This is a genomic window from Streptomyces endophytica (assembly GCF_026153355.1).
Lineage (GTDB): Bacteria > Actinomycetota > Actinomycetes > Streptomycetales > Streptomycetaceae > Streptomyces > Streptomyces endophytica.
Window position 1 is genome coordinate 5,602,985 of the sequence record NZ_CP110636.1, and the last position, 22,658, is coordinate 5,625,642.

The following is a 22,658-nucleotide window of genomic DNA, read 5'->3' on the forward strand; positions in this document are numbered from 1 at the left end:
GGGGCGTAGGACAGGATCATCGCCATGGACCTGCTGAACACACTGGTGGACAAGGGACTGCGGCGCGAGTTGCCGACCCGCGAAGAGGCGCTGGCCGTGCTGGCGACTTCCGATGACGAACTGCTCGACGTCGTGGCCGCGGCCGGAAAGGTGCGCCGCCAGTGGTTCGGGCGGCGGGTCAAGCTCAACTACCTCGTCAACCTCAAGTCGGGCCTGTGCCCCGAGGACTGCTCGTACTGCTCGCAGCGGCTGGGGTCGAAGGCCGAGATCCTCAAGTACACCTGGCTGAAGCCCGATGACGCCTCCAAGGCGGCCGCCGCCGGGTTGGCCGGCGGCGCCAAGCGCGTGTGCCTGGTGGCCAGCGGCCGCGGCCCGACGGACAAGGACGTGGACCGGGTCTCGGAGACCATCGCCGCGATCAAGGAGCAGAACGAGGGCGTGGAGGTGTGCGCCTGCCTGGGGCTGCTCTCCGACGGCCAGGCCGAGCGGCTGCGCGCGGCGGGTGCCGATGCCTACAACCACAACCTCAACACCTCGGAAGCCACCTACGGCGACATCTGCACCACGCACGACTTCTCCGACCGGGTCTCCACCGTCCAGCAGGCCCAGGCCGCGGGCATGTCCGCCTGCTCCGGGCTGATCGCCGGGATGGGCGAGAGCGACGCCGACCTCGTCGACGTGGTGTTCGCGCTGCGCGAGCTGGACCCGGACTCGGTGCCGGTCAACTTCCTGATCCCGTTCGAGGGCACCCCGCTCGCCAAGGAGTGGAACCTCACCCCGCAGCGTGCGCTGCGCATCCTGGCGATGGTCCGGTTCGTCTGCCCGGACATCGAGGTGCGGCTGGCCGGTGGCCGCGAGGTGCATCTGCGCAGTCTGCAGCCGCTGGCCCTGCACCTGGTCAACTCCATCTTCCTGGGCGACTACCTGACCAGCGAGGGCCAGGCCGGCAAGGACGACCTGGCGATGATCGCGGACGCCGGCTTCGAGGTGGAGGGCACGGACACCACGACGCTGCCCGAGCACCGCCGGCCGTGCGGCGGGACGGCGGCCGCTGCCCCCGCGGAGGACGCCGAGGTGCCCGCCGCCACCGTGCCCGCCCCGTCCGACGAGGCCCGCCGCGATCTGGTGTCGGTGCGCCGCCGCGGCGCCGGCACCGACCTCCCGCCCAATGCCTGAGCCGCTCGGCCCCCGCGAACTGCTCGCCCTGGACCGGCAGCACGTCTGGCACCCGTACGGGCCGATGCCCGGGACCGCCGCGCCGCTGCTGGTCGAGTCGGCCTCCGGCGTCCGGCTGCGGCTGGCCGAACCGGCCGAGGGCCGGGACGAGTTGGTGGACGGGATGTCCTCCTGGTGGTCGGCGGTGCACGGCTACAACCACCCGGTGCTCAACGACGCCGCCCGCGGCCAGCTGGAGCGGATGAGCCATGTGATGTTCGGCGGGCTCACCCACGAGCCCGCGGTACGGCTGGTCAAGCGGCTGGTCGACATCACCCCGGAACCGCTGCAGCACGTCTTCCTGGCCGACTCCGGTTCGGTGTCGGTCGAGGTCGCCGTGAAGATGTGCCTGCAGTACTGGCGTTCCCTGGGCAGGCCCCGCAAACAGCGGCTGCTGACCTGGCGGGGCGGCTACCACGGCGACACCTGGCAGCCGATGTCGGTGTGCGATCCGGACGGCGGGATGCACGAGCTGTGGCAGGGGGTGCTGCCGCGGCAGCTCTTCGCGGACACCCCGCCGCCCGGTTTCGACGCCCCGGCCGACCCGGCGTACGCGGACCATCTGCGCGAGCTGATCGGCCGGCACGCCGACGAGCTGGCGGCGGTGATCGTGGAGCCGGTGGTGCAGGGCGCGGGCGGGATGTCGTTCCACTCCCCCGAGTACCTCCGGGTGCTGCGGGAGGCCTGCGACGCGCACGACGTGCTGCTGGTGTTCGACGAGATCGCCACCGGCTTCGGCCGTACCGGCGCGCTCTTCGCCGCCGGGCACGCGGCGGTGGCACCCGATGTGATGTGCCTCGGCAAGGCGCTGACCGGCGGTTATCTGACGCTGGCCGCGACGCTGTGCACCACGGCGGTGGCGGACGGGATCTCCCGCGGCGAGCTGCCGGTGCTGGCGCACGGCCCCACGTTCATGGGCAATCCGCTGGCCGCCGCGGTCGCCGACGCCTCGATCGAGCTGCTCCTGTCGCAGGACTGGGCGCAGGAGGTCAAGCGGATCGAGGCCGGGCTGCGGGCCGGGCTGGCGCCCGCCGCGGAGCTCCCCGGCGTACGTGACGTGCGGGTGCTCGGCGCGATCGGCGTGGTGCAGCTCGACCATGCGGTGGACATGGCGGCCGCGACCCGGGCGGCCGTGGGTGCGGGCGTCTGGCTCCGGCCGTTCCGGGATCTGATCTACACCATGCCGCCGTACATCACCGGTGACGACGAGGTGGCGCGGATCTGCGACGCGGTGTGCGCCGCGGCGCGCGAGGGCTGACGACCGGGCGCCCGGGACGATCCGAACGACACGGCCCACGGCCGATGAGGAGTGACGAAGAGATGTCGGTGCTGTTCGTGACCGGTACGGGCACGGAGATCGGCAAGACGGTGACCACGGCCGCGATCGCGGCGGCCGCGCTCGCCCGGGGCCGTTCGGTGGCGGTGCTCAAGCCCGCCCAGACCGGGGTCACCGCGGACGAGACGGGTGACGCGGCGGAGGTCGAGCGGCTGGCCGGCCCGGTCACCACCGTGGAACTCGCCCGCTATCCCGATCCGTTGGCGCCCGCGACGGCCGCCCAGCGGGCCGGGCTGCCGCCGGTGGGACCGCGGGAGATCGCCGAGGCCGCCGCCAAGCTGGCCGCCTCGCACGACCTGGTACTGGTCGAGGGTGCCGGCGGACTGCTCGTACGCCTGGACGCGGAGGGCCACACCCTCGCCGACGCGGCCCGGCTGGCGGACGCCCCCGTACTGGTGGTCGTCCAGGCCGGGCTGGGCACCCTCAACTCCACCGCGCTGACCGCGCTGGCGCTGCGCCACTACGGTCTCGACTCCCCCGGTATCGTCGTCGGCAGCTGGCCGGCCGACCCCGATCTGGCGTCCCGCTGCAATCTGACGGACCTTCCGGAAGCCGCCGGGGCCCCGCTGCTGGGTGTGATCCCGGAAGGCTCCGGCGCACTGCCGCCGAGCGCCTTCCGGACGGCAGCCCCGAAGTGGCTGACGCCGGAGCTCGGCGGCACCAAGGCGCCTTAGACGACCGCGACGGTCTCCGTCTGCGCGTAGCTGAACCCGTCCTCGTCGAAGTAGAAGACGCTCAGCTTCACCTTGTCGCCCTTGGCGAAGTGCGAGCCGACGGCCGGGCGCAGGGTGACCTGTGCCGTGTGGTCGGCGTAGTCGCAGATGAGCTTGGCCTTCTTGATGGTGCCGGCGGCGATCGACTCCTCGTGGCCGGTGGTGTTGAGCTTGGTGGCGTTGGCGACCAGCTGGTGGTCCATGCCCTCGTCACAGGAGTACGTGACCTTCGCCTGCAGGCCCGGCTCGTGCAGCGTGACCTTGTTGATGGTCAGCAGGTTGGCCTTGGCCGCCGCGGACGGCGCGGCGGCCAGGGCGCCGGCACCCAGCAGGAGCGTGGCGGCGGCGGTACCGGCGAGACGGCGCCCGAAACGGGTCGACGTGATCGACTTCATCGTGTTCCTTCCCCCCTGCGCGGTCGCCATGGTCGGGCATGGCGGAGGATTTCCGCATGCGCGGCGACTGCGACAGTTGTTCGGTTTGACGGCCGATCATACGGGATCTTCCGGGCGGAAATCGGCGAGCCGTCGAACCGGTCCACGGGCACACTGCGGGGATGGTGGATTTCGCGTACGCGGACCGCAGCCTCGCCCAGTGGTACGACCTCCTCAACCCCTGGGGGCCGGGCGACGACTTCTCTCTGGACCTGGTGATGTCCGCGGCCTCCGTCCTGGACGTCGGCTGCGGTACGGGCACGCTGCTGCACCGCGCCCGGGCGCTGGGCCATCGGGGCCGGCTGTGCGGGCTCGATCCGGCGGACGGGATGCTGGCGCGCGCACGACGGCGCACCGACGTCGAATGGCTCGCCGGCGACGCGCTGTCGCTGGCCGGCGGGAACCGTCCGGGCCCGGTCTTCGACCTGGTCGTGATGACCGGGCACGCCTTCCAAGTCCTCGTCGGGGACGACGAGTTGCGGGGTGCGCTGGCCGCGGTCCGCGCCGCGCTGTCGGACGGCGGCCGGTTCGCCTTCGAGACCCGTAATCCGCTCGTGCGGCCCTGGGAGCGGTGGACGCCGGACCGGGCGGTCGAGGTGACCGACACGGACGGGGTCACGGTGCGCGTCGCCCACCGGGTCGACCTGCCGGTGCGCGGGGACGTCGTCCACTTCTCGGAGACCTTCAGCGGTCCGGACGGCGCACGGCCGCGGGTGAGCCGGAGCAGTCTGCGGTTCCTCGACGCCCGGACGCTGGGCGAGCGCCTGGCCGGGGCGGGGCTGACCGTCGAGGAGCAGTACGGCGACTGGGACCGCGGCCCGCTCACCGCGGACGCCCCGGAGATCATCACCCTCTGCCGGGCCGCGCCGGCCGGGACTCGGCGCGCCCCCGGCTGGGGAGACTGACAGCAGCAGCGGGCATCGGGCAGCGCGGGAAAAGGCGCGGGAAACGGGAAAAGGGGTCGTCATGAGGCAGCGCAGGGGAGTTCCGCTCGGCACCGTCCACCACCCGGTCTTCGCCCGCTTCTACGCGACCTGCTGCGGGCCGGCCGCGGATGCGCGGGCGGGGGTGGCCCGGCTCCGCAGGGAGCTGCTGACCGGGGCGACCGGCCGGGTCATCGAGGTCGGCGCGGGCACCGGGCTGAACTTCGCGCACTATCCGGGGACGGTCTCGGAGGTGGTGGCGATCGAGCCGGAGCCGACGCTGCGCCAGGTGGCGCGGGCGGCGGCGGCCCGGGCGGAGGTGCCGGTGGACCTGGTGCCGGGGGTGGCGGAGGCACTGCCGGTCAAGAGCGAGGCGTTCGACACGGCGGTGGCGTCGCTGGTGCTGTGTTCCGTACGGGAGACCCGGCGGGCGCTGGCGGAGCTGCGGCGGGTGCTGCGGCCCGGCGGGGAGTTGCGGTTCTTCGAGCACGGGCGGGCCGCGGGGCGCGGCCTGGCGGCGGTGCAGTGGTCGCTGGACCACACGGTGTGGCCGCTGCTGATGGGCGGCTGCCACACCGGCCGGGATCCGCTGGGCGAGATCCGGGCGGCCGGTTTCGAGGTGGTGCGGGTACGGCGGCTGAAGGTCCCGGAGCACGGCCCGACGCTGCCGACCTCGCCGGCGGTGCTGGGGCTGGCGCGACGGCCGGCCGACTGACCGCGCCGGGCGGAACGGGCCGGACGGAACGGGCCGGGCCGGGCCGCGCTGCCGACGGCCACCGGCTCCACCGCGGAACCGGCCGTCGTGTCACAGGATCCAGGTGCGCAGTTCGTCCGCGATGGCGTGGACGTCCGCGGTGCCCTCCTTGACGAGCCGGGCGAGGTCGCGGACCCGCTCGGGCGAGGTGGCGATCTTCAGTCCGCTGGCGACGAGGTAGCCGTAGGCGACGGCGGTCGCGAACATCGCGTTCGAGCGCTCCAACGCCGGTACCTGGAGCAGGAGTTGGAGCAGCGCGGCGGCGCGGTCCGGCGGGTCGGGGTAGACCGGGACGCCGAATATCTCGGCGTCGTGGCGGCTGACCGCGGCCACCAGGGCGCCCCAGTCGGTGACCTGGGGGTCCCCGGGGGTGTGGTGTTCGGCGATCAGGAGGAGCCAGGCGAGGTCGATGCGCAGCGTCACGTCGTGCCCGGCTGTCCCTCGCGGTCGGCGGGGCCGGGCGCGCTGCCGGCGTCCCGGGCGAATTCCTCGGCGAAGACCCGCTCGTACTGCTTCATGAAGTCGGAGGCGGCCTCGACGAAGGTCTGGCCCACCTCGCCGGCGTCGCGCAGGACGAGCTCCTCGATGTAGCGGTTCATGCTCACTCCCCGCTGCAGGGCGCGCTCCCGCGCCGCTTCGGCAGTGGCCTCGTCCACCCGGACGTTCAGCTGTGTCTTCGCCACTCCTTCACGCTAGCGCGCTCGCGCTAGCACCCGCAAGCATCGCCGGTGCGCCCGGGCCGCGGTCCGCGTGCCGCTGCCGGGGGTGCCGGGGCGGATGGCGCACGATGTGATCCGTTGTGCGTCCGGACCGTCCACGACCGCTCGGCCGTCAGGAGGACCACCGCCGTGTCCGTGCCCGCTCCCGTGCCGCATCTGAAGCGCAGCCTGCGGCGCTTCGACATCATGGCGATCGGCATCGCCGCGGTGATCTCCTTCGACGTGATCGGGCAGATCGCCGCCGGCGGCGGCCAGGCCGTCACCTGGATCGGGGTGATCGTGGTGGCGTTCCTGCTGCCGTACGCGCTGATCTTCGCCGAGACCGGCGCCGCCTTCCCGCAGGAGGGCGGTCCGTACGTGTGGGTGGAGGTCGCCTTCGGCAGGCTGCCGGCCGCGCTCACCACGATGTTCTACTGGGTGACCAACCCGGTCTGGCTCGGCGGTTCGCTGGTGTTCCTGGCCGCCCAGGCCTGGGACGGCTTCGTCTTTCCGCTCGGCACCGGCACGGTGGCCGACTACGCCTTCAAGCTGGTCTTCATCTGGATCGCGATCCTCACCGCGGTGATCTCGCTGCGCCGCGGCAAGTGGATCACCACCGCCGGCGCCGGCGCCAAGGTCCTGGCACTGGCCTTCTTCACCGCGACGGCGGTGGCGTACGGCCTCCAGCACGGCTTCCGCGGCCTGGAGGCGGCCGGTTTCGCGCCCACCGCGGCCGGGTTCCTGGCGCTGGTCCCGGTGCTGCTGTTCGCGTTCGTCGGGTTCGAGGCGCCGAACGCGGCCGGGGACGAGATGCTCGACCCGCGGCGCGACGTACCGGTCGCGATCGCGGTCTCCGCGTCCGTCGCCACCTGCTGCTACCTGCTGCCGGTGCTGGCCATCCTGTCCGCCGCCCCGGCCGGCCGGGTCACCGGCGTCGGCGGCTTCATGGAGGCCGCCCGGCTGGTCTTCGGGATCTACGGGAGCTGGCGCGGACCGCTGCTGTCGTGCGTCGCCGTGCTGTTCGCGCTGTCGCTGCTGACCCAGGGCAGCGCCTGGATGATCGTCGCGGACCGGATGCAGGCGATGGCCGCCGCCGACGGCGGGTTCTTCACCCGGGCGCTGGGCGCCTTCCACCCGCGGCTGGGCACCCCGGTCCGGATGAACCTGCTGTCCGGCGTCACCGCCACCCTCTTCATGGCGGCGTCGATGAACCTGGCGCACGGCGACGCCTCGGCGATCTTCGGGGTGGTGCTCACCGTCGCCATCACCACCCTGCTGCTGTCGTACATCGCCGTGATCCCCGCCCTGCTGGCCCTTCGTCTGCGCCACCCGGCGGTGCCCCGCCCGTACCACGTCCCGTTCGGCACCCGGGGGTTCACGGTCGCCGCCCTGCTCGTCTACGCCTGGATCCTGCTCGGCTGCTGGGTGGCGCTGTTCCCCGGCACGCTGGAGCGCCTCGTCGGGTTCCACTACGACTTCCGGGCCACCTGGGGCGTCTCCCGGCTCACCTTCGAGGCGTTCACCCTCGGCACGGTCGCGGTGCTGCTGGCGATCGCGGCGGCCGGGTATCTGGTGCAGCGGTGGCGGGCCCCGTCGGCGGACAGCCGGACGCCCTGACCCGAACCGGCCGTGCTTGCATGGGCGTTGACCGGTCGCGACCGCCACCGGTCACCGCATCGATGAGGGGGTTCCATGCCACGTCCGTTCCGCTTCGGCGTCAACATGCTCACGCTGGAGGCCGGGGATTCCTGGCGCCGCAAGTGCCGCCGGGCCGAGGAGCTGGGCTATGACGTCCTGCTCGTACCGGATCACCTCGGGATGCCGGCGCCGTTCCCCGCGCTGATCGCCGCGGCGGAGGCCACCGAACGGCCGCGGGTGGGCACGTTCGTGCTCAACGCGGGGTTCTGGAACCCGGCGCTGCTGGCCCGCGAGGTGGCGACCACCGACGCGCTCACCGGCGGCCGGCTGGAGTTGGGGCTGGGCACCGGGTACGTGCGCGCCGAGCACGAGACCGCCGGGCTGCCCTGGGGGTCGCCCCGCGAACGGGTGGACCATCTGGTGCGCACCATCGGGGAGTTGGACCGGCTGCTGGGCGACCCGGACCAGGTGCCGCGGCCGGCGCAGCGGCCCCGGCCGCCGCTGCTGGTCGGCGGGAACGGTCCGCGGATGCTGCGGCTGGCGGCCGAACACGCCGAGATCGCGGCGTTCACCGGCGGCCGCCAGGCACCCGGCAGGCCGGAGGGCACCCTGGAACTGATGCCCGCCGACGAACTGGCGGCGTCGGTGGCCCGCTACGAGGGGTACGCGGCCGGCCGCCCGGAGCCGGCCGAGCGCAACCTCCTGGTCCAGCAGGTGCGGAACACCCACGACCGGCGGGCGGTCGCCCGGGAGATCGCGGCCCGCGGCATCGGACTGGACGAGGAGCAGGCGCTGGAGGTGCCGACGCTGCTGATCGGCACCCCGCGGCAGATGGCCGAGCAGCTGCGGGAGCACCGCGAGCGGTTCGGTTTCTCGTACCTCACGGTCCTGGATTCCGCACTGGAGGAGTTCGCTCCGGTGATGGAGGAACTGCGGGGCAGCTGACCGTCCCGGGGTACGGAATGCGGTGGCGGGCCGGGGGACGCGGCTGCTTGGCTCTCGGCATGATCGACATGGATATCCGGCCGGCCGTTCCCTCCGACGCCGAGGCGGTGCTCGGCTTCTGGGCGGCGGCCGCCGAGGGCACGAGCATCAGCGACGACGTGAACGGGGTGCGGCGCCTCATCGAGCGGGACCCGGAGGCACTGCTGCTGGCCGAGATGGAGGGCACCCTGGTCGGCACGGTGATCGCCGGCTGGGACGGCTGGCGGGCGTCGCTGTACCGGCTCGCGGTGCATCCGTCGCACCGCCGGCGGGGCATATCGAAGGCGCTGCTGGCCGCGGCCGAGGAGCGCTTCGTGAAGCTGGGCGGGCGGCGCGGCGACGCCATGGTGCTGGTGGCGAACGAGCGGGCCCAGCACGCCTGGGCGGCGGCGGGCTACCGCCGCGAGGAGCAGTGGCGGCGCTGGACGAAGCCGCTGGCCTGAGCACCGCCGGAAGGAACCCGTCACCCCGGAGCCCGCCCCGCCACCCGCGGGGCGGGCTCTCCTCACACCCACCCACTTTGCCTATCCTTTACCATTGTCCTTCCCGGCCACGAGCGAAAGGTGTGTGAGCGTCCAGCCATGGGCGACCCTCCCAGTTGTCGAGCATTCCGGCGACGATGCGCGAACCTCCCCGTCCTGTTTCAGCATGGGACGGAGGTGACCCGATGACCGACCTGCTCTTCCTGGGCGTGGCGCTCCTCCTGACCCTCGCCTGTGGTGTCTTCGTCGCGGCCGAGTTCTCGCTGACGACCGTCGAGCGCAGCGAGCTCGAACGCGCCGCCGAGCGCGGCGAGCGCGGGGCGGACAGCGCGCTGAAGGCGGTCCGCGGCCTGACCTTCCAGCTCTCCGGTGCCCAGCTCGGCATCACCGTCACCGGCCTGGTCATCGGCATGCTGTCCAAGCCGGCCATCGCCACGCTGCTGGCGGGCCCGTTGGGCGACCTGGGGCTGCCGCGCGGGGTGGCGGAGTCGGTGGCTCTGGTCCTCGGCACCGCGATCTCCACGGTCGTCCTGATGGTGGTCGGCGAGCTGGTCCCCAAGAACTGGGCGATCTCCCACCCGCTGAGCATCGCCAAGAAGGTCGCGACCGCCCAGCGCGGGTTCAGCGCCGCCTTCAAACCGTTCATCCGGCACCTGAACAACACCGCCAACCGCACCGTCCGCCGGATGGGCCTGGAGCCCGCCGAGGAGCTCGCCTCGGCCCGCGGCCCGCAGGAGCTGGTCGCGCTGGCCCGGCACTCGGCCAAGGAGGGCGCACTGGAGGCGGACACCGCCGAGCTGTTCGTCCGGACCCTCAACCTCGCCGATCTGACCTCGGAGAACGTCATGACCCCGCGGGTCCAGGTGGTGGCGCTGGAGGTGCAGTCCACCGCCGAGGACGTCGCCAACGCGACCCGGGCGACCGGGCTGTCCCGCTTCCCGGTCTACCGCGGCAACCTGGACAGCGTCGTCGGCGTGGCGCACATCAAGGACGTCCTGACCATTCCGGCCGAGCGCCGGCTGCGCCACCCGGTCTCCGAACTGCTCCGCGAGCCGCTGCTGGTCCCGACGACGCTGACCGTGGACCGGCTGCTGGACCGGTTGTCCGGCCGGCGCACGATGGCCGTGGTCATCGACGAGTACGGCGGCACGGCCGGCGTGGTGACGCTGGAGGACATCGTCGAGGAGGTGGTCGGCGAGGTCCGCGACGAGCACGACCCGCTGGAGACCCCCGACCTGGCCCCGGCCGGCTCCGACGCCGAGGGCCGCAGCGTCTACCAGGCCGACGGCGGCGCCCGCACCGACCAGCTGGAACGCATCGGCCTCAGGGTCCCGGAGGGCCCGTACGAGACGCTGGCCGGGCTGATCGCCACCGAGCTGGGCCGGATACCGGTCGCCGGTGACCACCTGGAGGTGGCCGGCTGGACGATGGACGTCCTGGACGCCTCCGGCCACCGCGCGGCGCGGGTGCTGCTGCACGCCCCGCTGCCGGGCAGCACCGACGAGGGAACGGAGACCGCCCGATGACCGCGCTCCAGCTGTTCGTCGGCCTGCTGACGCTGGTTGTCAACGCCTTCTTCGTCGGCGCCGAGTTCGCCCTGATCTCGGTGCGCCGCAGCCAGATCGAGCCGTACGCCGAACGCGGGGACCGGCGGGCGACCAGCGTGATGTGGGGGCTCTCCCACGTGTCGGCGCTGCTGGCGGCCGCCCAGCTCGGGATCACCCTGTGCACCCTGGTCCTGGGCGCGGTCGCCGAACCGGCCATCGCGCACCTGCTGGAACCGGTCTTCCACGCGGTGGGCATCTCGCAGGCGCTGGTCCACCCGATCTCGTTCGTGATCGCCCTGGCCCTGGCCACGTACCTGCACATGCTCTTCGGCGAGATGGTCCCGAAGAACGTGGCACTGGCCGAGCCGGTGCGCACCGCGCTCGTCCTCGGGCCGCCGCTGGTCGCGCTGACCCGGGCGCTGCGTCCGGTGATCTTCGCGGTCAACGCGTTCGCCAACGTGCTGCTCAAGCTGCTCCGGGTGGAGACCAGGGACGAGGTGGCCGCGACGTTCTCGGACGCCCAGCTGGCACGGATGGTCCAGGACTCCCGGGAGGCCGGACTCCTCGACGAGCGGGCCCAGGAACGCCTCCGGGACGCCCTGGAGCTCGGCCGCCGCCCGGTCCGGGACGTGATCCTCCCGGCCGAGAGGGTGGTCTCGGCCCGGATGGGCATCACCGCCGAGGAGCTGGAGCAGCTGGCCGCGGAGTCCGGTTTCTCCCGCTTCCCGGTCGTCGACGACACCCGCCGCATCCTCGGCTACCTCCACGTCAAGGACGCGCTGGACGCCGCCCCGCGCAACGTCCCGTTCCCCGTCTCGGCCCTCCGCCCCATCGCCCGCGTCCGCGCCGCGACACCACTGGACGACGTCCTGACCGCCATGCGGGGCTCCCGCACCCACCTCGCGGCCGTCATCGGCGACGACGGCCGCCTGGCCGGGCTCGTCACGATGGAGGACGTCCTGCGGGAGCTTGTTCTTCAATAACCCCACGTACTTGGCCGTCCCGCCGCGGGTGTTGCTCGCCGTTGCGCGCTTTGCGGCGCCCCGTACGTACCCGTCTGTCCCGCCGCGGGGCTCGCTCGCCGTTGCGCTTTGCGGCGCCCCGCACGTACCTGGCCGTCCCGTCGCGGGGCGTCTCGCCGTTGCGCCTGGCGGCGGGCGTGGTGTTGTCGGGTGCGGTGCCGGCCCTCCAGACTTCGTCCTCCGGTCCAGCCCCTCCCGTGAGTGGGAGGTAAAAGCTGGTTGGAGGCGTGCGTTGTCTGTTGGCTGGGCGCGGGTGGGCATTACGTGCACCCCCACCGTCGTTTTCTTCCCCCTCACGGGAGGGGACGGGCCGGAGGGGCCGGTTGTGTGGACGTAAAGCGTCAGCAGTCCACACAACCGGCCCCGCAGGCCCGTCACCGCACCCACCACAACCCAGCCCGCCGCAGGCGCAACGGCGAGCAACAACCGCGGCGGGACGGCCAAGTACGTGCGGGGGCGCCGCAAAGCGCAACGGCGAGCAACAACCGCGGCGCCGCAGACAAGTACGTGGGGCTAACATCCACATGTGCCGTACAACAGTTTCGTCGCAGTAGGCGACAGCTTCACCGAAGGAATGTCCGACGGGCTTCCCGACGGCTCCTACCGTGGGTGGGCCGACCTTCTCGCCGCGCGGCTGGCGGCGCGGACGCCGGACTTCCGGTACGCCAACCTCGCGGTGCGCGGCAAGCTGATCGGGCAGATCCTGGACGACCAGTGCGGCCCGGCCGCGGCGATGGGCGCGGACCTCGTGACGCTGGTGGGCGGGCTCAACGACGTCCTGCGCCCGAAGTGCGACGTCGCCCAGGTCTGCGCGCAGTTGGAGACCGCGGCCGAGCTGCTGGTGAAGGGCGGCGGCCGGCTGGTGCTGATGCGCAGCCCGGGCCGCCAGGGGCCCGTACTGGAGCGCTTCCGGCCGCGGATGGAGCAGCTCTTCGCGCGGATCGACGAGATCGCCGCCCGGCACGGCGCGCTGGTCGTGGACCTCTACGCGTCGAAGGCGCTGGCCGACCCTCGGATGTGGGCGGACGACCGGCTGCATCTGAACGCCGAGGGGCACAACCGGGTGGCTGAGGCGGTCTGGCAGGCGCTCGGGCTGCCCGCCGAGTCGGACTGGGACGCCCCGCTGCCGGCGGCCGCACCGCCGGGCTGGCGGGCCCGGCGGACCGCTGACCTGCGTTTCGCGCGCGAGCATCTCGTGCCCTGGATAGGCCGGCGCCTTTCCGGCCGCTCCTCGGGCGACGGCCGGAAAGGCGCCCATGTGAGCCCTGAGCTGGGCACGGCCTTCTGGGTCGGCCCGGCGGACCACACGGCCCCCGGCCCGGTGACCGGATGGGGCCGCGTCGGGTCCTGAGGCAGCCGCGGACCACCGGATGAGCCGGGTGCGGAATACTGCCGGGCACAAGCGCTGGCACGGGGTGGGGGTAGTGGGTGCGACCGTTGACCAAGGGCGATCCGCGGCAGATCGGACCGTTCCGGATCGTCGGGCTGCTCGGGGGCGGCGGCATGGGCCGGGTGTATCTCGGCCGGGCGGCGGACGGGCGGACGGTGGCGGTGAAGACCGCGCGGTCCGAACTCGCCGACGACCGGGGCTTCCGGACGCGTTTCGCCCGTGAGGTGGCCGCCGCCCGGCGGGTGGGCGGGCCGTTCGTGGCGCCGGTGGTCGACGCCGCGCCGCACGACGACGTGCCGTGGATGGCGACCGACTACGTGCCGGGTGTCTCGCTGACCGATGCCGTGCACGACTGCGGGGCGCTGCCGGAGCGGGCGGTGCGGCTGCTGACGGCGGGCCTGTTGCAGGCCCTGGCGGCGGTGCACGCGCACGGCCTGGTGCACCGCGACCTCAAGCCGTCGAACATCCTGCTCACGGCCGAGGGGCCGCGGGTGATCGACTTCGGCATCGCGTACTCGGCCGCGGACACCGCCCTGACGACGACCGGCACCGCCCTCGGCACACCGGGCTTCATGGCGCCCGAGCAGCTCGTGATGACGGGCCCGAACGTCACGGGCGCGGCGGACGTGTTCGCGCTCGGCGGGGTGATCGTGTTCGCGGCGACCGGTGCCGGCCCGTACGGGAGCGCCGAGCCGCAGATCCTGATGTACCGCACCGTGCACGAGGAGCCGCGGCTCGACGGTCTCCCGGACGGCCTGTCGGAGGTGGCGGCGGCCTGTCTGGCCAAGGAGCCGGAGCGGCGGCCCGCGCTGCCCGCCCTGATGGCGCGGGTGGGCGCGCCCGGCCCGTACGGCGACTGGCTGCCGGCCCCCGTCGCCGTGCAGCTGCGCCGTCTGTCCGCGCAGCTCGCCGATCCCAGGTCGGCGGCCGATTTCGCGCGGCCGCCGGCCCAGGCGCCGGCCGGCGTGCCGTTCGACCAGCTGCCGACCAGTGCGCGTCCGGACGGTCCGCCGCCCCCGCCGTCGCCCGTCGCGAAGACGGCCTGGCCCGCGCACACCGCCACGCCCCCGCCGCCCGCCGCCCCGGCCCCGAGCCGGCGCCGGGTGCTCGCCGCGCTGTCCGTCGTCGGGGGTCTGGCCGGCACCGGGGCGCTGGGCTGGGCGCTGTGGCCGGAGGGCGAGGACCGCGCCAGTGGCGCGACCGCCGGGGACCAGCCCGCCGGCTCCCCGGAACCGTCCCGCCGGCTGCCGCAGGAGATCCGCGACAAGGGCACGATCACCGTCGGCTCGGACATCGCCTACGCGCCCATGGAGTTCGTCAGGGACGGCAAGCCCGCCGGAGTCGACGTCGACCTCGCGCACGCCCTCGGTCGCGAACTGGGTGTGCGGGTCACGTTCGAGAACGCCGTCTTCGACTCCCTGCTCGCCGGGCTGGCCGCGGGCCGCTTCGACCTGGTCATGTCGGCCATGGCCGACACCAAGGGGCGGCAGCAGGGGCGCGCGGGCGGAACGAAGACCGGCAGCGGCGTCGACCTGGTCGACTACTTCCGGGCCGGGCTCGTGCTCGTGGTCCGCAAGGGCAACCCGGAGGGCATCCACAACCCCGCGGACCTGTCCGGCAGGACGGTCGCCGTCCAGCGCGGCTCCGTGGCCCGCGACTACGTGGACGCGCTCGGCCGGAAGGCCGCCAAGGGGATCAGGATCCGGGAGTTCGACTCGCAGGCGGAGGTCTACGACGACATCGCCAAGGGCCGGTCCTCGGCCGGCCTCGACGACTTCCCGGTGGCGGCGCAGACCGCCGCCACCCTCTCGGGCGGCGGCGTCCTCGAACTCGCCGGCGAGCAGCTCGACCCCCTGCTCTACGGCATCGCGGTGGCCAAGAACCGCGTGGCCCTGCGCGACGCGCTGCGCGGAGCCCTCGACGTCCTCATCAAGAACGGCGAGTACGCGAAGATCCTCAAGAAGTGGTACGTCGAGGGCGGCGCGGTGCGGCGGGCGGTCGTCAACGGGGGCGCGTAGGGAGGGCCGCGGCCCCGGCCCGGGCGTTCCGGGAGCGTGCGGGCCGGTCGCACGGCCGGGGCCGTCGCGCCTGTAGGAACGCACAGCCGGGACCGGGGCGCTGGCCTGCGCGAATCGCCAGTAGACTCTGACCACGTGACTGCTGTGTCTGCGAAGCCTCGCATCCCCAATGTTCTGGCCGGCCGCTACGCCTCCGCGGAGCTGGCCGTGCTCTGGTCCCCCGAGTACAAGGTCAAGCTGGAGCGGAAGCTGTGGCTCGCCGTGCTGCGCGCCCAGAAGGACCTGGGGGTGGCGGTCCCCGAGGAGGCGCTGGCCGACTACGAGCGGGTCCTGGAGGACGTCGACCTGGCGTCGATCGCCGAGCGCGAGAAGGTCACCCGGCACGACGTGAAGGCGCGGATCGAGGAGTTCAACGCGCTGGCCGGCCACGAGCAGGTCCACAAGGGCATGACCTCCCGCGACCTGACCGAGAACGTCGAGCAGCTCCAGGTGCGGCTGTCGCTGGAGCTGATGCGGGACCGCACGGTCGCCGTGCTGGCGCGCCTGGGTTCGCTGGCCGCCCAGCACGCCGAGCTGGTGATGGCGGGCCGCTCGCACAACGTCGCCGCGCAGGCCACGACGCTCGGCAAGCGGTTCGCGACGGCGGCGGACGAGCTGCTGGTGGCGTACGCGCGCCTGGAAGACCTGCTCTCCCGTTACCCGCTGCGCGGCATCAAGGGCCCCGTGGGTACCGCGCAGGACATGCTGGACCTGCTGGGCGGCGACGCGGCGAAGCTGGCCGAGCTGGAGCAGCGGATCGCCGGGCACCTCGGCTTCGGGCAGGCCTTCACGTCCGTCGGCCAGGTCTACCCGCGCTCGCTGGACTACGACGTGGTCACCTCGCTGGTGCAGCTGGCCGCGGCCCCCTCGTCGCTGGCGAAGACGATCCGGCTGATGGCCGGGCACGAGCTGGTCACCGAGGGCTTCAAGCCCGGCCAGGTCGGCTCGTCGGCGATGCCGCACAAGATGAACACCCGCTCCTGCGAGCGCGTCAACGGCCTGATGGTGATCCTGCGCGGCTACGCCTCGATGGCCGGTGAGCTCTCCGGAGACCAGTGGAACGAGGGCGACGTGTCCTGCTCCGTGGTGCGCCGGGTCGCCCTGCCGGACTCGTTCTTCGCGCTGGACGGGCTGCTGGAGACGTTCCTGACGGTGCTCGACGAGTTCGGTGCGTTCCCCGCCGTCGTCGCCCGCGAGCTGGACCGCTACCTGCCGTTCCTCGCCACGACGAAGGTCCTGATGGGGTCGGTCCGCGCCGGGGTGGGCCGCGAAGAGGCCCACGAGGCGATCAAGGAGAACGCGGTGGCGTCCGCGCTGGCCATGCGCGAGCAGGGCGCCGAGCGCAACGAGCTGCTGGACAAGCTGGCGGCGGACGCCCGGATTCCGCTGGACCGGGCGCAGCTGGACGCGCTGATGGCGGACAAGCTGTCGTTCACGGGTGCGGCCGCCGACCAGGTGGCGTCGGTCGTCGCCCGGATCGAGGAGATCGCCAAGCAGCACCCGGAGGCCGCCGGCTACACCCCGGGCGCGATCCTCTGACCCGGGAGCCCTGAGGTGCGCTTCACCCCGGAGGAACTGCAGGCCGCTCGTGACCGCCTCGTCCCGGACGTGGCGGCGAGCGGTCTGCGGGTCCTCTTCTGCGGGATCAACCCCGGGCTGATGTCGGCGGCCACCGGCCACCACTTCGCCCGGCCCGGCAACCGGTTCTGGCCGGTGCTGCACGCCGCCGGCTTCACACCGCGGCGGCTGCGCCCCGAGGAGCAGGAGGAGCTGCTCGCGCACGGGGTCGGGATCACCAATGTCGTCGCGCGGGCGACCGCCCGGGCGGACGAGCTGACCACGGAGGAGTTCCGCGAGGGCGGCCGGCTGCTGGCGGAGAAGGTCGCCCGGCTCCGGCCGCGCTGGCTCGCCGTCGCCGGGGTCACCGCCTACCGCGTCGCCTTCGACGACAAGCGGGCGACGGTCGGGCCGCAGCCGCGCACGCTGGGGGACACCAGGATCTGGGCGCTGCCCAACCCCAGTGGGCTGAACGCCCATTGGACGCCGGCGACGATGGCGGAGGAGTACGGGCGGCTGCGCGCGGCGGCATTCGCGGAGGACGGGGACGGGTAGCGGGCCGCCCTCCCGGGACCGTGGGGCGTGCGGACGGCGGGCGTTCGGCCAACCGTCATCTTGAAGGCGTGTACATGTCACCTTGGTGGCTCTACTCTGTCGCCGCCCGTGCACGCCCCCACTCTTCCGTACGGAGGCAGTCGTGCCCACTCCGTCCCCCTCGTCCTCCGCTCCGCCCTCCGCCGCGGCGTCCCCGGCGGACCACCGCGGCCGCCGCTCGCGCCGCCACAAGCTCACCGCGCTCGCCGGGGCGTTCGGCCTGGCCGCCGCCGGACTCGGCGTCTGGGCGGGCGACGGCTTCGGCGCCGAGGCCACCGCGGCCGGGGTGCCCAGCCCCGACCACGTGGTCGTGGTGGTCTTCGAGAACCACGCCTACAACCAGGTGCTGGGCAGCTCCAGCGCCCCGTACATCAACTCCCTGGCCTCCGGCGGCGCCAGCCTCACCGCCTCGTACGCCGAGACCCACCCCAGCCAGCCCAACTACTACGCGATGTTCTCCGGCGACACCCAGGGCATCACCGACGACAGCTGCGTCACCCCCGGTTTCAGCTCCGCGCCCAACCTCGCCTCCGAGGTGACCGCGGCCGGCAAGACCTGGGCGAGCTACAACGAGTCGCTGCCGTCCGAGGGCTCCACCACCTGCCGGAGCGGCAAGTACGCGCAGAAGCACAACCCGTGGTTCGGCTTCGGCAACGTGCCCACGAACACGGCGCACACCTTCGACGCGTTCCCCACGGACTTCAGCACGCTGCCGACCGTGTCGTTCGTCGTGCCGAACCTGTGCGGCGACATGCACGACTGCTCGGTCTCCACCGGCGACACCTGGCTGAAGAACCACCTCAAGAGCTACGCGGACTGGGCCAAGACCCACAACAGCCTGCTGCTGCTCACCTTCGACGAGGACAACCGCCTCAGCGGGAACCGCATCCCGACCGTCCTCTACGGCCAGCCGGTGCAGCCCGGCTCCACCTCGGGCACCACCTACAACCACTACGACGTGCTGCGCACCCTCGAGGACATGTACGGCACCTCGCACGCCGGGAAGGCCGCCGACGCCAAGGACATCACCGGCGTCTGGGCGAGCTGACGTGTACCTCACGGACAGCCGCGCCACCCCCACGACGGCCGGCCCGGGCACACGCCCGGGCCGGCCGGTCCGGGCCGCGGTCCCCGCCACCGTCCTCGTCCTGGGCACCGTCAGCCTGATCACCGACGTCTCCTCGGAGATGGTCACCGCCGTGCTGCCGCTGTACCTCGTCGCCGAACTCGGCCTGTCCCCCCTCGGGTTCGGGCTGCTGGACGGGGTGTACAACGGCGTCAGCGCGCTCGTCCGGCTGGTCGGCGGGCGGGTCTCGGACCGCGGCGGGGGCCGCGGCCACAAAGGCGTCGCGGTGGTCGGATACGGCCTCTCGGCCCTGTGCAAACCGCTGTTGCTGCTCGTGCACACCCTGCCGCTGATCGGTGCCGTGCTGGCCGCCGACCGCACCGGCAAGGGACTGCGCACCGCGCCTCGTGACGCGATGATCTCGCTCGCCAGTGAACCGGCGGTCCGCGGCCGGGCGTTCGGCGTGCACCGGGCGATGGACACCGCGGGCGCGCTGCTCGGCCCGCTGGTCGCCTTCCTGGTGCTGCGCGCCGCGGCCGGCGGGTACGACGCGGTGTTCACGGTCAGCGGCTGTGTGGCCGCGCTCGGCGTGGCCGTGCTGCTGCTCTTCGTCCCCGGCCGGATCCGGTCCCCCGCACCGGGCGCCGCCGAGGCCGCCGAGGCCGCCGCTGGGCTCCCTTCCCCGGCGCACGGCTCGCGCCCGTCGCGGGCGAGCGGCTCGCATCCGTCGCGCGGCCCGGCGTCCGCCCCGCCGCTGCGGCCGTTGCTGCGTCTGCCCGCGTTGCGCCGGCTGACCTGCTGCGCCGTGCTGCTCGGTCTGACCACGGTCAGCGACTCCTTCCTCTACCTCACCCTCCAGCGCCGCCTCGGGCTGTCCGAGGCCTGGTTCCCACTGCTGCCGCTCGGCACCGCCGCGGCCTTCCTGCTGCTGGCCGTGCCGCTGGGCGCGGTCGCGGACCGGTGGGGCCGCCGCCGGCTGTTCCTGCTCGGCCATCTCGCGCTGCTGGCCGCCTACGGGCTGCTGCTCGCCCCGCTCCCCGCCTCGCCGGCGCCGACCTGCCTGGTCCTCCTCCTGCACGGCGGTTTCTACGCGTCCACCGACGGTGTGCTCGCCGCGGCCACCGCCGACGCGGTGCCGGACACCTTGCGCGGCAGCGGGCTGGCGGTCGTGCAGACCGGCCAGGCCGCGGCCCGCTTCGGCTGCTCGCTGGCCTTCGGCGCGGCCTGGACCGCCTGGGGCGACCGCTGGGCGCTCGCCCTCGCCGCGGCGGGTCTGGCGCTCGCCGCCGCACTCAGCGCCCGGCTGCTGCGCCCCACCCCGGCGGCCGGCGCCCTCCCGCCCCGGACCGACGCCCCCACACCCTCGGAGCCCGCCACGTGAACCGCACCGCCCGCCTCCTGGTCCTGCTCGGCACCGTGCTGCTCCTCGGCGGGATCGCGGTCGGCGCCACCCTGCACGCCGCGGGCCGGGCCGCCGAGCAGGACCGTCCCCAGACCGGCGGGCCGGCGGTCACCTCCGGTGCGGTGCGGTTGAGCGATCCGCACCGCGCGTTCTTCCGCAACATGGCCTGGGGCCCGCACCGCGACGAGATCACCGCAGTACCGGCCGGCCGGCTCTCCGGCCCGCGCACCGCCTCCGGCGTCCGCTGCCTGCGCTTCCACGCGGCCGCCGGCACCGGTATCTGCCTCCAGGCCGTGCACGGCGAACTCCGCGACACCTACCGGGCGGTGGTCCTCGACGACCGGCTGCACGAGCGGCGCCACTACGACCTGGCCGGCACCCCGACCCGCGCCCGGGTCTCCCCCGGCGGCCGCACCGTCGCCTGGACCGTCTTCGTCAGCGGCGACTCCTACGCGGGCACCGCCTTCTCCACCCGGACCTCGATCCTCGACACCCGCACCGGGCATCTGGACGCCAACCTGGAGACCTACGCGCTGACCGTCGGCGGACACCGGGTGCACGCGGCCGACACCAACGTCTGGGGCGTCACCTTCGCCGACGACGACCACTTCTACGCCACCGCCGCCACCGGCGGGAAGACCTACCTCGTCCGCGGTGACCGCACCGCCCGCACCCTGCGCGCGCTGCACACCAACGTCGAATGCCCCTCGCTGTCGCCCGACGGCACCCGCATCGCCTACAAGAAGCGGGTCGCCGACGCGGATCCGGACGCCCCCTGGCGGCTGTACGTGCTCGATCTGCGCACGCTGCGCGAGACCGCGACCGGCGAGCACCGCACCATCGACGACCAGGCGGTCTGGCGGGACCGGCACACCCTGGTCTACGCGCTGCCGGGCGACTACGGCGCCGATCTGTGGACCGTCCCCGCCGACGGCTCGGGCACCCCGCACCGGCTCGCCACCGCCGCGCTCGCCCCGGCCTTCCCTCACTGACCGCCGGCCACCGGCGCCACCTCCTCCTCCCCCACCGCCACCAGCAGCTGCAACGGCAGCTCCCGGTCGCCCTGTCCGACACCCACGCCTATCCACCGGCCGGCCACCCGCCAGCCGTACATCCGCGGCACGAAACCACACAGGGTGTCCAGCGGTGGCCGCACCGGCAGCCCCTGCGCCGTACGCTCCAACGCGTCCGCCAGGTCCAGCACGTGGGGCTCGCCCCACCGTAAGGACAGTGCCCGCACCAGGGCGGTCAGCGCGGCCTCGAACTCCTCCTCGGCCTCCGCCAGCTCGGCGAGATCCGCGTCCCAGAAATCCTGGCTGACCCGCAGATCCGCTATGTGGAAGCCCGGCCCGCTCTCGGCCGGCGCGGAGCGGACCCGCTGCGCCGGGAACTCCCGCAGGCGCAGCCGGTCGATGGTCGTCAGCTGCTCATCAAGCTTCATACCGTCAGTAAAGCGCGGGGGTCTGACAATTGGCCGTGCTGCCGGTGCCGCCAGGTCCGCACCGGCCCCTGACCTCCGCGGTCGGCCTCCCCTGCGCCGGGGGAGGTTTTCCCCCACCGGGGGAGGCGACGCCCGGTCACGCGCTGGCACGATGACGGCGTGACCGCCTCGCTCGCCTCCGTCGTCCGCCGGCTCGGCCGGCCCGTCACCTACACCCGCTGGCTGCACCTGCTCATGGCCACGGTCGCCGGGGGGCTGACCGGGTTCCTGTACGGGGGGACGTTCCGGACGGGCGGCTGGGAGACCTGGCTGCGGCTCGCGATGCTGCCGGTCCCGCTGGTCCTCGCGGCCGCGCTGGTGCCGGTGGTCCGGCGGGTCGAGGGGCTGCAGGCCCAGCTGCTGCTGACGCCCGGCCCGCACGGCCCCGAGCAGCGGGCCGCGTCCGGTATCGCCACCACCCCGTCGGCCCGCTGGTGCGATCGCGCCCGTACCGCCGGATGGCTGCTGCTACGACTGGAGACGGGCGTCGCGGTGACCGCCCTAACCGTCCAACTGCCCGCGCTGGCAGTCGCGTTCGGCATGGCGGCGGCCGGCCGGCCCAGCCACCTGAGCGGCCTGCCGGCCATCGGGGCGCCCCACTGGTGGTACGGGCTGCTCGTGCCGCTCCCCCTCGTGCTGCTGCTGGCCGTCGTCCTGGGCGCGGGGTCCCTGATGGCCCGTGCCGCGCGGCTGTTGCTCGGCCCCTCGGCGGCCGAACGGCTGGCCGTCCTGGAGGCCCGTACGGAGCGGATGCTGGCGCACAACCGGCTGGCCCAGGAGCTGCACGACTCGATCGGGCACGCGCTGACCATGACCGTGGTGCAGGCGGGGGCGGCCCGCGCCGCCGGTGCGCCGGAGTTCACCGACCGCGCGCTGGCCGCCATCGAGGAGACCGGGCGGCAGGCGCTGGGTGATCTGGAGCGGGCCCTGCGGCTGCTGCGCGAGGACGCGCCGCGGCCGGCCGACCGGCCCCTGCTCACCGAGGCCGAGCGGCTGCTGGAGTCCGCCCGGGCCGCCGGCTCCACGGTCAGCGCCGAGCTCAGCGGCCCGCTGGCGGACCTGCCCGGGCCGGTCTCCCGGGAGGGGTACCGCATGGTGCAGGAGGCCCTGACGAACGTGCTGCGGCACGCGGGCCCGGTGCCGGTGTCCGTACGGATCGCGGCCGACGGCGGCGTGCTGGAACTGGACGTCCGCAATCCGCTGCCCGCCGCCCCCGCGGGCCCCGGCAGCGGCGGCCGCGGCCTGCGCGGCATCCGCGAACGCGCCACACTGCTCGGCGGCGAGGCCCGCACCGGCCCGGCGGACGGCACCTGGCGGGTGAGCGTCCGCCTGCCGCTGCCCGCCTGACCGGCGCCGCCGCCTAGGG

The 22,658-nt window shown here is 73.7% G+C and carries 22 protein-coding genes; 18 read left to right on the forward strand and 4 right to left on the reverse strand.

The window, feature by feature from the left end; genetic code table 11:
• The first annotated feature begins 24 nt into the window (after nt 1–24).
• The 3 genes from bioB to bioD all read left to right on the forward strand — a co-directional run bounded on the left by bioB (nt 25) and on the right by bioD (nt 3,225).
• A complete protein-coding gene (gene bioB, locus OJ254_RS25030) occupies nt 25–1,176 on the forward strand; it encodes a biotin synthase BioB (protein WP_265364172.1) in 1,152 nt (383 codons plus the stop codon).
• The gene (locus OJ254_RS25035; protein WP_265364173.1) at nt 1,169–2,473 is read left to right on the forward strand and encodes an adenosylmethionine--8-amino-7-oxononanoate transaminase; all 1,305 of its coding nucleotides are present in this window, start codon (nt 1,169–1,171) and stop codon (nt 2,471–2,473) included. Before bioB ends, OJ254_RS25035 begins: the two co-directional genes overlap by 8 nt.
• 62 nt (nt 2,474–2,535) lie before the next feature.
• Nucleotides 2,536–3,225 carry a dethiobiotin synthase gene (gene bioD / locus OJ254_RS25040; RefSeq protein WP_265364174.1) on the forward strand — a complete coding sequence of 230 codons (690 nt, stop codon included), beginning with the start codon at nt 2,536–2,538 and terminating at the stop codon, nt 3,223–3,225.
• On the opposite strand, the gene OJ254_RS25045 is transcribed toward bioD, so the two are convergent.
• On the reverse strand, nt 3,222–3,659 hold the full coding sequence (locus OJ254_RS25045; protein WP_265364175.1) for a hypothetical protein: 438 nt from the start codon (nt 3,657–3,659) through the stop codon (nt 3,222–3,224). The genes bioD and OJ254_RS25045 overlap by 4 nt on opposite strands.
• A gap of 161 nt (nt 3,660–3,820) precedes the next feature.
• Here OJ254_RS25045 and OJ254_RS25050 point away from each other — a divergent pair, with 161 nt between their 5' ends.
• On the forward strand, nt 3,821–4,603 hold the full coding sequence (locus tag OJ254_RS25050) for a class I SAM-dependent DNA methyltransferase (protein WP_265364176.1): 783 nt from the start codon (nt 3,821–3,823) through the stop codon (nt 4,601–4,603).
• A 61-nt stretch (nt 4,604–4,664) separates the two neighbouring features.
• Nucleotides 4,665–5,336 carry a class I SAM-dependent methyltransferase gene (locus OJ254_RS25055; protein ID WP_265364177.1) on the forward strand — a complete coding sequence of 224 codons (672 nt, stop codon included), beginning with the start codon at nt 4,665–4,667 and terminating at the stop codon, nt 5,334–5,336.
• 90 nt (nt 5,337–5,426) lie between these two features.
• Here OJ254_RS25055 and OJ254_RS25060 read toward each other — a convergent pair whose 3' ends face one another.
• A complete protein-coding gene (locus tag OJ254_RS25060) occupies nt 5,427–5,798 on the reverse strand; it encodes a fic family toxin-antitoxin system, toxin component (protein WP_265364178.1) in 372 nt (123 codons plus the stop codon).
• Nucleotides 5,795–6,058 carry a toxin-antitoxin system HicB family antitoxin gene (locus tag OJ254_RS25065; protein ID WP_265364179.1) on the reverse strand — a complete coding sequence of 88 codons (264 nt, stop codon included), beginning with the start codon at nt 6,056–6,058 and terminating at the stop codon, nt 5,795–5,797. Before OJ254_RS25065 ends, OJ254_RS25060 begins: the two co-directional genes overlap by 4 nt.
• A gap of 165 nt (nt 6,059–6,223) precedes the next feature.
• On the opposite strand from OJ254_RS25065, the gene OJ254_RS25070 reads away from it, so the two are divergent.
• The 12 genes from OJ254_RS25070 (at nt 6,224) to OJ254_RS25125 (ending at nt 20,804) form a co-directional block, all read left to right on the forward strand.
• Nucleotides 6,224–7,690 carry an APC family permease gene (locus OJ254_RS25070; protein WP_265364180.1) on the forward strand — a complete coding sequence of 489 codons (1,467 nt, stop codon included), beginning with the start codon at nt 6,224–6,226 and terminating at the stop codon, nt 7,688–7,690.
• A 75-nt stretch (nt 7,691–7,765) separates the two neighbouring features.
• Entirely contained in the window at nt 7,766–8,656 is an 891-nt protein-coding gene (locus tag OJ254_RS25075) for a TIGR03621 family F420-dependent LLM class oxidoreductase (protein WP_265364181.1), read from the forward strand.
• Nucleotides 8,657–8,715: 59 nt separating this feature from the next.
• The gene (locus tag OJ254_RS25080) at nt 8,716–9,138 is read left to right on the forward strand and encodes a GNAT family N-acetyltransferase (protein WP_265364182.1); all 423 of its coding nucleotides are present in this window, start codon (nt 8,716–8,718) and stop codon (nt 9,136–9,138) included.
• Between the two features lie 224 nt (nt 9,139–9,362).
• Entirely contained in the window at nt 9,363–10,703 is a 1,341-nt protein-coding gene (locus OJ254_RS25085) for a hemolysin family protein (protein ID WP_265364183.1), read from the forward strand.
• Nucleotides 10,700–11,707 carry a hemolysin family protein gene (locus OJ254_RS25090; RefSeq protein ID WP_265364184.1) on the forward strand — a complete coding sequence of 336 codons (1,008 nt, stop codon included), beginning with the start codon at nt 10,700–10,702 and terminating at the stop codon, nt 11,705–11,707. Before OJ254_RS25085 ends, OJ254_RS25090 begins: the two co-directional genes overlap by 4 nt.
• Before the next feature lie 565 nt (nt 11,708–12,272).
• A complete protein-coding gene (locus OJ254_RS25095) occupies nt 12,273–13,097 on the forward strand; it encodes an SGNH/GDSL hydrolase family protein (protein WP_265364185.1) in 825 nt (274 codons plus the stop codon).
• Between the two features lie 77 nt (nt 13,098–13,174).
• Entirely contained in the window at nt 13,175–15,154 is a 1,980-nt protein-coding gene (locus OJ254_RS25100; RefSeq protein WP_265364186.1) for a bifunctional serine/threonine-protein kinase/transporter substrate-binding domain-containing protein, read from the forward strand.
• Between the two features lie 144 nt (nt 15,155–15,298).
• On the forward strand, nt 15,299–16,732 hold the full coding sequence (gene purB, locus OJ254_RS25105; protein WP_265364187.1) for an adenylosuccinate lyase: 1,434 nt from the start codon (nt 15,299–15,301) through the stop codon (nt 16,730–16,732).
• Between the two features lie 15 nt (nt 16,733–16,747).
• On the forward strand, nt 16,748–17,305 hold the full coding sequence (gene mug / locus OJ254_RS25110) for a G/U mismatch-specific DNA glycosylase (RefSeq protein ID WP_265364188.1): 558 nt from the start codon (nt 16,748–16,750) through the stop codon (nt 17,303–17,305).
• 259 nt (nt 17,306–17,564) lie between these two features.
• Complete coding sequence (locus tag OJ254_RS25115; protein ID WP_265365295.1) at nt 17,565–18,392, forward strand: alkaline phosphatase family protein; 828 nt, start codon at nt 17,565–17,567, stop codon at nt 18,390–18,392.
• A gap of 1 nt (nt 18,393) precedes the next feature.
• The gene (locus tag OJ254_RS25120; protein ID WP_265364189.1) at nt 18,394–19,791 is read left to right on the forward strand and encodes an MFS transporter; all 1,398 of its coding nucleotides are present in this window, start codon (nt 18,394–18,396) and stop codon (nt 19,789–19,791) included.
• The gene (locus OJ254_RS25125; protein WP_265364190.1) at nt 19,788–20,804 is read left to right on the forward strand and encodes a TolB-like translocation protein; all 1,017 of its coding nucleotides are present in this window, start codon (nt 19,788–19,790) and stop codon (nt 20,802–20,804) included. Before OJ254_RS25120 ends, OJ254_RS25125 begins: the two co-directional genes overlap by 4 nt.
• On the opposite strand, the gene OJ254_RS25130 is transcribed toward OJ254_RS25125, so the two are convergent.
• Nucleotides 20,798–21,253, reverse strand: coding sequence for a hypothetical protein (locus tag OJ254_RS25130; protein ID WP_265364191.1), 456 nt, complete (start codon nt 21,251–21,253; stop codon nt 20,798–20,800). The genes OJ254_RS25125 and OJ254_RS25130 overlap by 7 nt on opposite strands.
• A 159-nt stretch (nt 21,254–21,412) precedes the next feature.
• Here OJ254_RS25130 and OJ254_RS25135 point away from each other — a divergent pair, with 159 nt between their 5' ends.
• Nucleotides 21,413–22,639: a sensor histidine kinase gene (locus OJ254_RS25135; protein ID WP_265364192.1), complete on the forward strand. Its 1,227-nt coding sequence runs from the start codon at nt 21,413–21,415 to the stop codon at nt 22,637–22,639.
• Nucleotides 22,640–22,658: the final 19 nt, after the last annotated feature.

What these genes read in the sequence shown, in the direction of transcription:
- OJ254_RS25035 (WP_265364173.1), top strand. Translation starts at nt 1,169, where the DNA reads ATGCCTGAGCCGCTCGGCCCCCGCGAACTGCTCGCCCTGGACCGGCAG.
- OJ254_RS25050 (WP_265364176.1), top strand. Translation starts at nt 3,821, where the DNA reads ATGGTGGATTTCGCGTACGCGGACCGCAGCCTCGCCCAGTGGTACGAC.
- OJ254_RS25090 (WP_265364184.1), top strand. Translation starts at nt 10,700, where the DNA reads ATGACCGCGCTCCAGCTGTTCGTCGGCCTGCTGACGCTGGTTGTCAAC.
- OJ254_RS25080 (WP_265364182.1), top strand. Translation starts at nt 8,716, where the DNA reads ATGATCGACATGGATATCCGGCCGGCCGTTCCCTCCGACGCCGAGGCG.
- OJ254_RS25045 (WP_265364175.1), bottom strand. Translation starts at nt 3,659, where the DNA reads ATGAAGTCGATCACGTCGACCCGTTTCGGGCGCCGTCTCGCCGGTACC.
- bioD (WP_265364174.1), top strand. Translation starts at nt 2,536, where the DNA reads ATGTCGGTGCTGTTCGTGACCGGTACGGGCACGGAGATCGGCAAGACG.
- OJ254_RS25055 (WP_265364177.1), top strand. Translation starts at nt 4,665, where the DNA reads ATGAGGCAGCGCAGGGGAGTTCCGCTCGGCACCGTCCACCACCCGGTC.
- OJ254_RS25130 (WP_265364191.1), bottom strand. Translation starts at nt 21,253, where the DNA reads ATGAAGCTTGATGAGCAGCTGACGACCATCGACCGGCTGCGCCTGCGG.
- OJ254_RS25075 (WP_265364181.1), top strand. Translation starts at nt 7,766, where the DNA reads ATGCCACGTCCGTTCCGCTTCGGCGTCAACATGCTCACGCTGGAGGCC.
- bioB (WP_265364172.1), top strand. Translation starts at nt 25, where the DNA reads ATGGACCTGCTGAACACACTGGTGGACAAGGGACTGCGGCGCGAGTTG.
- OJ254_RS25085 (WP_265364183.1), top strand. Translation starts at nt 9,363, where the DNA reads ATGACCGACCTGCTCTTCCTGGGCGTGGCGCTCCTCCTGACCCTCGCC.